Genomic DNA, 11,753 nt, shown 5'->3' with positions numbered 1-11,753 from the left:
GACGGCGAGTTTTCGGAGCGATAGCTCCGCATTCGGCCGAAACCGACTGCAGGCGTCGAAGGATTTATGATAGTGCTCGGGAGTAGGAGTAGGTAGCCCTACCTGGAGCAAACACTATGGATGTCAATCAAGCGATCGCGCGTACCCTGAAAGAGGAAGGAGTAGAGTACCTGTTCGGATTCCCGAGCAACCCGCTTTTCGACACCGGTGCGGCCGAAGCGGAGGGGATCCGGACGATCATCACCCGACAGGAACGGACCGCCGTCCACATGGCCGACGCCATCGGTCGGCTGAGTTCCGGCGACCGGGTCGGCGCGTTCGCGTGCCAGCACGGTCCCGGCACGGAGAACTCCTTCGGCGGTGTCGCCCAGGCCTACGGCGAGTCGGCCCCGATCGTCGCAATCCCCGCCGGCTATGACGAAGCCAAGACCGACGTCGATCCCAAGTTCAGCTCGCTGGTCAACTACCAGCACGTCAGCAAGTCCTGCGAGCAACTGACGAACCCCGACGCCGTCGGCGAGACGATGCGCCGCGCGTTCAGCGCGGCCCGGAACGGTCGTCCGCGTCCGGCCGTCGTCGAGGTCCCCAAGGACGTCTTCTACACCGACCTCTCGGAGGACCTCGAGTATCAGCCCACGTCGTCGAACCGGTCCGGTCCCGACCCGGACGGCGTCGACGAGATCGCGGACGTCCTGCTCGAGGCCGAGAACCCCGTCATCTTCGCCGGCCAGGGCGTCCACTACGCCGAGGCGTGGGACGAGCTACGGGAGCTGGCCGAGACGCTCGAGGCACCCGTCGCGACCAGCCTCAACGGGAAGAGCGCGTTCCCGGAGGACCACCCGCTGTCGCTGGGTGCCGCCAGCAAGAGCGAACCGGGACAGCTCGCCCACTTCATGCGGGAGACCGACGTGCTCTTCGGTGTCGGCTGTAGCTTCACCGAGACCGCCTACGGCGTCACCGTCCCCGAGGGGCCGACGATCGTCCACTCGACGCTCGACTCGACGGACATCGACAAGGACGTCGAATCCGACTACTCGCTGGTCGGCGACGCCAAGCTGACCCTCGACGCGCTGGTCGACTCCGTCGGTGCACAGGTCGGCGACTCCCGCGACCGCTTCGACGACGTCGTCAGCGAGATCGAGGACGCACGGGAGGCGTGGCTCGACGAGTGGCGGCCGAAGCTCACGTCGGAGGAGACGCCGATCAACCCCTACCGCGTGATCCACGAGCTCACGGAGGTCCTCGACGCCGAGGACACGATCATCACCCACGACGCCGGCAACCCGCGGGACTTCCTGGCACCGTTCTGGGAGTCGACCGAGCCGCTGTCGTACATCGGCTGGGGGAAGACGACCCAACTCGGCTACGGACTCGGGCTCGCACTGGGCGCGAAGCTGCTTCACCCCGACAAGCACTGCATCAACCTCATGGGTGACGGCGCGATCGGAATGACCGGGCTGGACTTCGAGACGGCCGCCCGCGAGGACATCCCGATCCTGACGATCCACCTGAACAACTACGAGATGGCTTCCTACGACACGCCGTTCTCCGGCGACTTCGCCGACGTCGGCGAGGCGCTTGGCGGCTACGGCGAACGCGTCGAGGATCCGGACGAGGTCGGACCGGCCATCGAGCGTGCCATCGAACAGACCGAGTCCGGTACGCCCGCGCTGCTCGAGATCGTCACCTCGAAGGAGACCGAGCTCTCGCGGCCGGACCTCGAGTAGAACGGCACCGCCGAACGCTCTTCTATCGGCTTTCGCTGTTGTATCCGAAAGAACGGCCGAGCGCGTTAGTTGCCGAACGCGCCGTCCTCGCTCCACTGCTCGAGGGTCGTCTGGTCGCCCGCGACCTCGTCGAACACCTCTTCGGTGTGCTCACCGAGCCGCGGCGCCGGCGTGCGCACGACGGCGTCGTAGTCGGGATAGTTGATGGGGTGGCCCGGAAGCAGGCACTCACCCCAGTCGGGGTCTTCGTGGTCGACGACGAGGTTCCGGGCGCTCGTCTGCTCGTCCGCGACGACGTCGGCCACGTCGTTGATCGGACCGCAGGGGAAGTTCGCGTCCGTCAGCTGCTCGAGCCAGTGTTCGGTGGAGCGTTCCTCGAGAGCGGCCTGGATCAGCTCCGTTACGCGCTCGGCGTTGTCCTGGCGGTCGTCGTTGGTCGGGTACTCTCCGAGTTCCTCCACCCCGACGAGATCGACGAAGTCGTCCCAGCGGTCGTCGCTGGGGACGCCGGTGACGATGGCGCCGTCGGCGGTCTCGAAGCGCTGGTAGGGCACCAACGTCTGGTGGGTTACGCCCTGCGGGCCGGGAACGGAACCGTCCATCGAGTACTCGGTGAGATACTCGTTGAGCAGGGTGACGATCGAGTCGAACAGACCGACGTCGAACTTGCCGACGAACGCGTCGGAATCCCCGACGTGTTCGCGCTCGTAGAGTCGTGCGAGGACGCCCATCGCGGCGAACATCCCCGTAGTGAGGTCGCCGATGGCCTGGCCGACCTTGACGGGCTCGCCGCCCTCGGGCCCGGTGACGCTCATGATCCCGCCCTCGGCCTGGAGGATGAGGTCGAGTCCCGGCTGCTCTCGCTTGGGACCGGTCTCGCCGTACCCCTTGATGCTCGCGTAGACGATCCCGGGGTTGCGGTCGCTGATCTCGTCGTAGCCGATGCCGAGCTTGTCGGTGACGCCGTAGCCGAAGTTCTCGACGAAGACGTCCGCGCTGGCGATCAGCTCCCGGGCTGCTTCCGTTCCCGCGTCGGTCTTGAGATCGAGCGTGACCGAGCGCTTGTTGCGGTTGTTCGCCATGAAGTACCCCGACTTACCGTCGGGACCGATCCCCTGGGACCGGGCGGGATCGCCGACGCCCGGTCGTTCGATCTTCACGACGTCTGCGCCCATGTCGGCGAGCAACGCGCCACAGAACGGCCCCGCGCGGTGGCCGGTCATCTCGACGACCGAGACGCCGGAAAGCGGTCCTTCGGTCATTGGCCCTCGTTGAACTCGTCGACCAGCTCGCGGCGTTCGTCGGTGGCGAACTGCTCCCACCAGATCTCGGCCTCCTGTTCACGTGCCCCCGCGAGGCTCCCCGCACGTACCGCGCCGTTGATCGCGCGTTTGGAGTTCTTGACCGCCCCGCGACCGGTGTCCTGGATTCCGTCGACGATCCCGTCGACGGTCTCGTCTAACTCTTCGCGCGGGACGGCGTGGTTGACCAGCCCGATCCGCTCGGCCTCGTCGGCGTCGATCATCCCCGCGGTGTAGACGAGCTCCTTCGCCTTCGCCTCGCCGACCAGCTCGACCGCCCGCCAGGTCGAGCCGCCGGTGGGTATCTGACCGATGTTCGCCGTCGGGACGCCGAACTTCGCGTCGTCGACGGCGATCCGCAGATCGCAGTACATCGCGAAGATCAGCCCGCCGCCGACGCAGTAGCCGTTGATCTTCGCGATCACCGGCGCGTGGCAGTCGTACGGTTTCTGGTACATCTCGTAGAACAGCTCCTGGCGGTCCCGCTGGAGCGGATCGTGCTCGTCTGCGGTTCCGGCGTACTGGGAGATATCCGCGCCCGCGGAGAACGCGTCCTCGCCCTCGCCGGTGATCACGACGACGTCGATGTCGCGGTTCAGCTGGATCTCGTCGAACGCGCGGCTGAGGTCGAGCATGACCTCGTTGTTGAGCGCGTTGTAGACCTCGGGGCGGTGAAACTCGATCGTCGCCACTCCGTTGTCGACGTCGAGGGTGATACTTTCGTAGGCGCTGTAGCTAACCATACCACCCCGTTAGTGGGTCTCTCGCAAAAAATTTTGTATTACGGCGCCGGTCGCTCCGACTCACTCGGCTCGAAGGGAGACGACCGGCGTCGAGGCGTCCAGCAGGATCGATTGAGCGACGCTCCCGAACAGCGCCTTCCCGACCGGCGAGCGGTTGCGTCCCGCGACGACCAGGTAGCTCGCTTCCTCCCCGTCGGCGTAGCTGGCGACTTCGTCTGCCGGATCTCCGAGGAGTCCGACCGGGGTCGCCTCGACACCGGCGTCCTCGATCGCCTCCGCGGCGATCTCTTCGGCGATCTCGACGACGTTGTCTACCGGTACCGTCCCCCCCGTCTCGCTGACGTTCGTTCGCTCGAGCGAGACGAACTCGTCGCGGGTGAGAACGTGGACGACCTCGACCGATTCGCCGAACGCCTCGCCGAGTCGGTGTGCTTCAGTGATGATGGCGGCGGCCCTGTCGGAACGATCGATCGCTGCAACGACGGTCATGGATCCGACGACGGCCTCCACCCATAAATCAGTTACTCGCAGGGTCGGGCAACTCGTAGCCACGATCGGACGACCCCTTAGATATTAAATCTAACATTAAATTTGTTCATTTTTGTATTATGTACAGATCAAGCCCCAACACAAGAGAAAGCTTTATATCTGTACTGTTTGATCATGGTAGTGTGACCCTGACTCACGGAGTCGTGTAACGAATTCCAGGGTCTGTGGTCGATACGTATGTCCGAAAAACCAACTCAACGACGTTTGACGGTGGAGGCAACGACCAGGCGAGGGTTCCTCGGGATTGCTGGTGCGGGAGCTGCCGTATCGATGGCTGGCTGTCTACAGGACGACGACCCCGACGCGGGGGACGACGAGGACTGGGAGCCCGCTGAAACGATCCGATACATCGTGCCGTACGACGAGGGCGGTGGCACTGACGTCTACGCTCGCGGGATCGTCGAATCGCTTACCGACGCGATGGATCAGGATATCCAGGTCGACAACGTTCCCGGCGGCGGCGGTCTGAACGGGTTCGGTGAACTGTACGGCTCTGATCCCGACGGACACACGATCGCTGGGAGCGCAACCCCGCTCGAGGTGCCGCCACAGATGCTCGACGACCCCGGCTTCGATCAGCGCGAGCTCGAGGGAATCGCGAACATCGGTCGCTCGACGTGGTGTCTGATCGTCAACGAGGAGTACGAGGGCGAGGTCGAAACGTTCGAGGACGTCCGCGAGATGCACAACTCCGGCGAGTGGAATTCGATCGGTATCCAGGAGCCCGGCAGTCCGCAGGACATCATGACCCTGCTGGCGAAACACGGTGAGGGGTACGCCGAGGAGTACGACTGGCAGTGGGAGGATCGGGTCCAGTACACGGGTACCGGCCCGATCGCTGAGGCGGTGACCTCCGGCGAGGTTCCTTGCGGGATCGGAACGGACGCGGGGACGGAGCCGGACGTCTCCGCAGGCGGCGTCTACCCGGTCTGTACGTTCTGGAGCGAGGGGACGGAGGTGTACCCCGACATCCCGTCGGTGACCGACGAGGGGTATCCGGATATGGACTTCATCTCCGGCGTTACCCGGGGCCTGTACGCCCCGCCGGATACGCCCGACGGCGTCATCCAGGAACTGACCGAGCGGGTCGAAGAGGCGACTCAGGACGAACGGTACGAGGAGTGGTCGGATGATACCGGAAACCCGATCTTCTACGAAGGTCCCGAGGAGGCGAACGCGTCGATCGACGACGCGTTCGAGGAGATGGAGGAGCTAGAGATCGTCGATCTGATCGAAGAGCACTCGTAACTACCCCCGCCGTTGTTATATTATAATGAGTAATTCAGAGTCAATTAAGAGGAAAGTAACGCCGGAGCGAATAATGCTCGTTACGTTCCTCGTCGTGAGCGCGGTGTTTATTATCGAGCCGGTGATCGAGAGCTACCCGGACGACGCTCGCGTGTTTCCTCAGCTAACCGCGGCGGCCGTTTTTATCGGCTCGCTGTTGTTGTTACTGCAGAACTACCTCCCGGGACCCGTTCGGCGGTTCGTCGCCGAGAGCGTCAGCATCACTAGCTCCGAGGACTCGGAGGTGGTCGACCAGACCGAGACGGACCAGGAGCAACTCGAGGATACCGAACCGGAAGCGGAAGAGTACAAAAAGGACACGCTCGGTGCGAAGTACGGGTTCGAAGTAGACGAGACGATATTCATGGTCTCGACGGCGGTGTTGTACTTCGTCGCGGGGTGGGCCGCGGGCTTCCTGTTCGTTACACCGCTGTATATCGCGGGATACACCCTCTGGTTCCGCGTCAATCCCGTCGTCAGCGTCGGGCTGGCCGTCGCGGGAACGGCCGTCATCTACCTGTTCATGACGTATCTCGTGTTGCCGTTCGACCAGGGACACCTCTTCGACTTCAGTCCGCTCGTGCCGATGCTGTTCGACGGTGCGCCGATACTCCTGAGAGGTGGGCTGTAGATGGCGGTCGACGCCTTCTTCGAGGGGTTGTCGATCGCGACGACCCCCGAGATGATCATGTGGTTGGCGCTTGGACTCCTCCTCGGGATCGTCCTCGGAGCGCTCCCCGGTATCGGGTCACCGGTCGGAATGGCGATCGTGCTGCCGCTGACGCTGCCACTCGACGCGACGGCGGCGATCATTCTGCTGGTCGCGATCTACAGCGGCGCGATGTTCGGCGGCTCGATCGCGGCGATCCTGATCAACGCACCTGGGACCGAGTCAGCCGCGGCGACGACACTGGACGGGTATCCGATGTCACAGAACGGGCTGGCGAAGAACGCACTCGCCATCGCGACGACGGCGTCGGCGCTGAACGGCTTTCTCGCCGCGATCGCACTAATCCTCCTCTCGCCGATCCTGATCGAGGTCGTGCTGGCGTTCGGCTCGCCGGAGTACTTCCTACTGGCGATCCTCGGGATCTCCCTGATCACGATCGTCACCCAGGGGTCGATCGTCAAGGGACTGGTCGCCGGCGCGCTCGGATTCATGATTTCGACCATTGGGACCGCGATCCTCAGTCCGCGTCCGCGGTACACCTTCGGCCAGTTCGGACTCTACGAGGGAATCGACTTCGTCGCAGCACTGATCGGGATGTTCGCGTTCGCCGAGATGATGAAACTCGCCGCCCGCAAGAAGATCTCCGAGGGCGACGTCGAGATCGCCGGCAGCGTTCGCGACGGGATCACGACGGTATTCAAGTATCCGGTTACGACCCTCAAATCGGGGCTGATCGGAATGGGTATCGGGATGGTCCCCGGCTCCGGAGCGACGACGTCGACGTTCGTCGCCTACGCCGAAGAGGCCCGCTCCTCGACCAAGGATGGGCGGTTCGGCGACGGGGATCCCCGTGGCGTCATCGCACCGGAAGCGGCGAACAACCCGACCGTCAGCGGATCGCTCATTCCGACGCTGTCATTCGGCATTCCGGGCAGCGGATCGACCGCAGTCCTGCTCGGGGGGATCCTCATGCACGGACTCCAGCCCGGCCCCGTCCTCTTCGGCGAACAGCTTCAGATCACGTACGCGCTGTTTATCTCGCTGTTCCTCGGCAACATCCTCATCCTCCTCGTCGGGTTGACGCTGATTCCCTACGCGAGTAAGATCACCGAGCTCGATACGACCCTGATCATCCCGATGGTCATCGTGCTCTCGTACGCCGGCGCGTACACGCTGAACCAGAACTGGTGGGACGTCGGCGCCGTCATCGCGCTCGGGATTCTGGGCTTCTACATGGTCCGGAACAACTACTCGATCATCGCGTTCGTGCTCGGGATCGTGCTCGGCCCGATCGCCGAGGAGAACTTCTTCCGGTCGCTGCAGATCTCGGGCGGCGATTACACGATCTTCATCGATCCGATCAACCAGCCGCTGTCGTTCCTGCTGTCGGTCGCGATCTTCCTGATCCTGTTCGGCCCCTTCCTGAAGGGACGGGTCGAACGAACCCTCGGCAGGAACTGACTCCCGAATTTCTTCTCGTAGCAGGTAGCAGACGGCCGTTACCACAACGGCTAAGTGTCGGCGTGCGACCGGTAGGGTATGGAAGACGGCTGGAAACACGTCACGCTCGAAGAGCTCGAGACGAATCCCGACAAACCGGGACGCCGGTGGGAGGCCTCGCCGGCGCTCGGCGTCGAGGCGTTCAACTTCAACGTCGCCGTCCTCGAGTCGGGCGAGCGACTCTCGCAGAATCACTTCCACTACCACGAGAACCAGAAGGAGCTGTTCTACGTCGTCTCTGGGTCCTGTCGCGCCGAGACGACCGACGAGACGGTAACGCTCGAGACCGACGATATCATCGCGTTCGACGAGGGGAAGGCGGGCGCCCACCTCGTCTACAACCCGTTCGACGAGCCGTGTAAGCTCGCTGCGGTCGGCTGGCCCCAGGAGGGGCGGTATCCGGTCTACCAGCTCGAGACCGCGGACGAAGCGACGGACGGCTCCGTCGGGGACGACGGCGAGTAGCGGTGGTCCCCGAGGAGTCGATCCGACCGCCGAATTTAATACTCGAGTACCCGTATCCGCGGCTATGCCGCGACTCCAGCGGGGACTCGTACTGGGCGGAATCGTGCTCAACGTGTCGGCGTTCGCCTACTCCCTGTACGTCCGATCGGTGCTGTACGCGACGGTGTTTCTCGTCGTCACCGCGTATCTCCTCGTCGTCTACCGGGCGAACGACGGGTACGCCGATTGAAACGACCCCCAGAAGTCCGTGTGGAACGGCGCGCTGGAGTGGTGCGATCCACGAACACGACTGTGCTCGCAGCCGAGTGGCACAACAGTTATGTGAGTTCCCTCGACTAGCAGTTACCACACACGAAACATGCAAGCGATTAGCAAACGACCGGTGACTGTTCCCCGTTTCCCGACCGACCGGATCGTGGTGCGGCGAGCAGTCCGACCGTTCGGAGGCGGCCGGATCGACGAGTAGACGCCCCCTCGTCGCCTTCCCGAGCCGGTTTCGGCATCGCTTGCAACAGAAACCGCTTCGACCAACACCAGATATCCAATGGCTACACACGACAGACCGATCGACGGAGACCCGGCGACGGATCGTCGCGCGGAGTACGACTACCAGAACGACACGACCGAACGAATCGATCTCGTCGACGCGCTCGAGCGACGGGTCGACGGCGACGTCCGCTTCGACGAGTACTCTCGCGAACTGTACGCGACGGACGCGAGCGCCTACGAGATGCTGCCGATCGGCGTCGTCTACCCGACCGGGACCGACGACGTCGCCGCGGTGATGCGCTACTGTGCGGACCACGAGATTCCAGTGCTTCCCCGGGGCGGCGGAACGAGCCTCGCCGGACAGACCGTCAACGAGGCCGTCGTCCTCGATTTCACCCGCTACATGAACGCGGTGACCGACACCGACCCCGATGCCCGACGAGCCCGAGCCCAGGCTGGGATTACTGTCGGCGAACTCAACAGGACCCTCGAGCCCCACGGGCTCAAGTTCGCTCCGGATCCGTCGACCGCCGACCGAAGCGCCCTCGGGGGTGCGATCGGGAACAACACGACCGGGGCGCACTCGCTGAAGTACGGTAAGACAGACGCTTACGTCGAGTCCTGCGAGGTCGTCCTCGCCGACGGCTCCGTCGAGCGCTTCGGCGAGATCGACCTCGAGGAACTGCGCGAGCGGGCCGATCCCGAGGGGGAGCTTCTCGAGCGAATCTACGCCGAAGTCGCTCGGATCGTCGACGAGGAGAGCGACGCGGTCGAGGAGGCCTATCCGACGCTCAAGCGGAACGTCTCCGGGTACAATCTGGACATGCTCGTCGAAGAGGCCAAGAGCGGAACCGTCAACCTCGCGCGGCTGCTGGTCGGCAGCGAGGGCACCCTGGGGATCGTCACGGAGGCGGAGGTCTCCCTCGAGACGATCCCGAACACGACCTCGGTCGCGGTGCTTTGTTACCGCAGTCTGCTCGATGCGATGGACGACGTCGGGGACATCCTCGAACACGACCCCGCGGCGGTCGAGGTGTTAGACGACGTGCTGCTCGACCTGGCGCGAAACACCGAGGAGTTCGCCGACGTCGTCGGTATCCTCCCCGAGGGAACCAGTTCGTTCCTGCTGGTCGAGTTCTACGCCGACGACGAAGAGGAGGGCCGCGAACTGGTCGAGGCGCTGATCGACGACCGCGAGGGCGAGATCGCGTTCGACGCGCTGACGGCCTACGACGAGAAACAGCAGTCGCGGCTCTGGAAGATGCGGAAGGCTTCGACGCCGATCCTGCTCTCCCGGACCGGCGACGAGAAACACATCGCCTTTATCGAGGACATCGCGATCCCGCCGGAGCACCTCACGGAGTACGTCGCGGACTTCCAGGAGGTCATGGAGGAAAACGGGACGTTCGGCAGCTTCTACGCCCACGCCGGGCCGGGCTGTATGCACGTCCGACCGCTCGTCAACACGAAAACCGCCGAGGGGGTCGACACGATGGAGGCGATCGCCGACGGCGCGACGGACCTCGCGGTGAAGTACGGCGGCAGCGTCTCCGGCGAACACGGCGACGGCCGCGCCCGGACCCAGTGGAACCGGAAGCTGTACGGCGACCACATCTGGAACGTCTTTCGCGACCTGAAGACCGCGTTCGATCCCGACTGGCTGCTCAATCCCGGCTCGGTCTGTGGCGACCACGATATGACCGAGAACCTCCGGTTCGGCCCCGACAGCGAGTTCGAGGCCGGCTTCGAGCCCGCACTGAACTGGGAGAACGAGAACGGGTTCCAGGGAATGGTCGAACTCTGTCACGGCTGTGGCGGCTGTCGGACCAGCCAAGAAGGAACAGGTGGCGTGATGTGTCCGACCTATCGGGCGGCCGACGAAGAGATCACGAGCACTCGCGGGCGAGCGAACATGCTTCGTCAGGCGATGACTGGCGAATTAGAGCCCGACGAGGCGTTCTCCGACGAGTTCGTCACCGAGGTGATGGACCTCTGTATCGGCTGCAAGGGGTGTGCCAAGGACTGTCCGAGCGAGGTCGACATGGCGAAGCTCAAGGTCGAGGTCGAACACGAGTACCACCAGCGCAACGGCGCCTCGATCCGTGAACGCATGTTCGCGAACATCGACACCCTCTCGAAGCTCGGCAGCGCCACCGCGCCGCTGTCGAACTACGCGACGAAGCTGCCGGGCGCCCGGATGGTGATGGAAAAAACCGTCGGCATCGCCCGCGAGCGGTCCCTGCCGACGTTCCACCGGGAGACGTTCACCGACTGGTTCGAGAGCCGGGAGTCGCCGGTCGATCCGGAGACGGCCGACCACAAGGTCCTGTTGTTCCCGGACGTCACCACGGAGTACAACGATCCCGAGATCGGCAAGGCCGCGGTTCGGCTCCTCGAGGCCGCCGGCGTCTACGTCGACCTCCCGTCCGGAACCACCAGCAGCGGCCGCCCCGCCTACTCGAAAGGCTTCCTCGAGACGGCCCGAGAGCAGGCCGAGCAGAACGTCAACGCCCTGATCCCGAGGGTTCGAAACGGCTGGGACGTCGTCGTCTGCGAGCCCAGCGACGCGGTCATGTTCCAGTCGGACTACCCCGATCTGGTCACCGGCCACGACGTGACCGACGTCGCCGAAAGCGCCTACGGCGTCTGCGAGTACCTCGACGTCCATCGACTCGACGACCGCCTCGAGTTCGGGCCCGTCGACGAACGCCTGACCTACCACGGCCACTGCCACCAGAAGGCGACGAAGAAGGACCACCACGCCGTCGGCGTCCTCCGGCGGGCGGGGTACGGCGTCGACCCGCTCGACAGCAGCTGTTGTGGCATGGCCGGCTCCTTCGGCTACGAGGCCGAACACTACTCGATGAGCCGCGCGATCGGCACGCAGCTGTTCGGACAGATCGACGAGAGCGACGGCGACGGCGTCGTCGCTCCGGGAGCGTCCTGTAGAACCCAGATCGGCGACGAGTACGACGAGAAACCGCCCCACCCGATCGCGAAACTCGAGGCGTCGCTCGCGTAA

General features: G+C 64.3%; 10 protein-coding genes. 7 read left to right on the top strand and 3 right to left on the bottom strand.

The annotated features are described in order from the left end of the window. Positions 1–116: 116 nt before the first annotated feature. Positions 117–1,727, top strand: a complete 1,611-nt coding sequence (locus QA609_RS18025; protein ID WP_278304005.1) for a thiamine pyrophosphate-requiring protein — start codon at positions 117–119, stop codon at positions 1,725–1,727. 65 nt (positions 1,728–1,792) lie between these two features. Here QA609_RS18025 and QA609_RS18020 read toward each other — a convergent pair whose 3' ends face one another. The 3 genes from QA609_RS18020 to QA609_RS18010 are packed head-to-tail and all read right to left on the bottom strand — an operon-like array spanning position 1,793 to position 4,260. Then, positions 1,793–2,989, bottom strand: coding sequence for a CoA transferase (locus tag QA609_RS18020; RefSeq protein WP_278304004.1), 1,197 nt, complete (start codon positions 2,987–2,989; stop codon positions 1,793–1,795). Next, positions 2,986–3,771 (bottom strand): enoyl-CoA hydratase/isomerase family protein, encoded by a 786-nt coding sequence (locus QA609_RS18015; protein WP_278304003.1) that lies wholly within the window; start codon positions 3,769–3,771, stop codon positions 2,986–2,988. Before QA609_RS18015 ends, QA609_RS18020 begins: the two co-directional genes overlap by 4 nt. A gap of 60 nt (positions 3,772–3,831) precedes the next feature. Beyond that, a complete protein-coding gene (locus tag QA609_RS18010) occupies positions 3,832–4,260 on the bottom strand; it encodes a universal stress protein (protein WP_278304002.1) in 429 nt (142 codons plus the stop codon). Positions 4,261–4,590: 330 nt separating this feature from the next. Between QA609_RS18010 and QA609_RS18005 the strand changes: the two genes are divergently transcribed. The 6 genes from QA609_RS18005 to QA609_RS17980 all read left to right on the top strand — a co-directional run bounded on the left by QA609_RS18005 (position 4,591) and on the right by QA609_RS17980 (position 11,753). Further along, positions 4,591–5,568, top strand: a complete 978-nt coding sequence (locus tag QA609_RS18005; protein WP_278304001.1) for a tripartite tricarboxylate transporter substrate-binding protein — start codon at positions 4,591–4,593, stop codon at positions 5,566–5,568. Positions 5,569–5,641: 73 nt separating this feature from the next. Beyond that, positions 5,642–6,238, top strand: a complete 597-nt coding sequence (locus QA609_RS18000) for a tripartite tricarboxylate transporter TctB family protein (RefSeq protein WP_278304000.1) — start codon at positions 5,642–5,644, stop codon at positions 6,236–6,238. Beyond that, positions 6,239–7,738 (top strand): tripartite tricarboxylate transporter permease, encoded by a 1,500-nt coding sequence (locus QA609_RS17995; protein WP_278303999.1) that lies wholly within the window; start codon positions 6,239–6,241, stop codon positions 7,736–7,738. 78 nt (positions 7,739–7,816) lie between these two features. Further along, the gene (locus QA609_RS17990; protein ID WP_278303998.1) at positions 7,817–8,242 is read left to right on the top strand and encodes a cupin domain-containing protein; all 426 of its coding nucleotides are present in this window, start codon (positions 7,817–7,819) and stop codon (positions 8,240–8,242) included. 64 nt (positions 8,243–8,306) lie between these two features. Beyond that, positions 8,307–8,471: a hypothetical protein gene (locus tag QA609_RS17985; protein ID WP_278303997.1), complete on the top strand. Its 165-nt coding sequence runs from the start codon at positions 8,307–8,309 to the stop codon at positions 8,469–8,471. A 315-nt stretch (positions 8,472–8,786) separates the two neighbouring features. Continuing rightward, positions 8,787–11,753 (top strand): FAD-binding and (Fe-S)-binding domain-containing protein, encoded by a 2,967-nt coding sequence (locus QA609_RS17980; RefSeq protein ID WP_278303996.1) that lies wholly within the window; start codon positions 8,787–8,789, stop codon positions 11,751–11,753.

This window comes from Natronococcus sp. A-GB7 (genome assembly GCF_029688865.1).
Taxonomy (GTDB): Archaea; Halobacteriota; Halobacteria; order Halobacteriales; family Natrialbaceae; genus Natronococcus.
This window is presented reverse-complemented; position numbering and strand designations above follow the sequence as displayed.

What these genes read in the sequence shown, in the direction of transcription:
- QA609_RS18010 (WP_278304002.1), bottom strand. Translation starts at nt 4,260, where the DNA reads ATGACCGTCGTTGCAGCGATCGATCGTTCCGACAGGGCCGCCGCCATC.
- QA609_RS18000 (WP_278304000.1), top strand. Translation starts at nt 5,642, where the DNA reads ATGCTCGTTACGTTCCTCGTCGTGAGCGCGGTGTTTATTATCGAGCCG.
- QA609_RS17980 (WP_278303996.1), top strand. Translation starts at nt 8,787, where the DNA reads ATGGCTACACACGACAGACCGATCGACGGAGACCCGGCGACGGATCGT.
- QA609_RS17990 (WP_278303998.1), top strand. Translation starts at nt 7,817, where the DNA reads ATGGAAGACGGCTGGAAACACGTCACGCTCGAAGAGCTCGAGACGAAT.
- QA609_RS17995 (WP_278303999.1), top strand. Translation starts at nt 6,239, where the DNA reads ATGGCGGTCGACGCCTTCTTCGAGGGGTTGTCGATCGCGACGACCCCC.
- QA609_RS18020 (WP_278304004.1), bottom strand. Translation starts at nt 2,989, where the DNA reads ATGACCGAAGGACCGCTTTCCGGCGTCTCGGTCGTCGAGATGACCGGC.
- QA609_RS18025 (WP_278304005.1), top strand. Translation starts at nt 117, where the DNA reads ATGGATGTCAATCAAGCGATCGCGCGTACCCTGAAAGAGGAAGGAGTA.
- QA609_RS18015 (WP_278304003.1), bottom strand. Translation starts at nt 3,771, where the DNA reads ATGGTTAGCTACAGCGCCTACGAAAGTATCACCCTCGACGTCGACAAC.
- QA609_RS17985 (WP_278303997.1), top strand. Translation starts at nt 8,307, where the DNA reads ATGCCGCGACTCCAGCGGGGACTCGTACTGGGCGGAATCGTGCTCAAC.
- QA609_RS18005 (WP_278304001.1), top strand. Translation starts at nt 4,591, where the DNA reads ATGGCTGGCTGTCTACAGGACGACGACCCCGACGCGGGGGACGACGAG.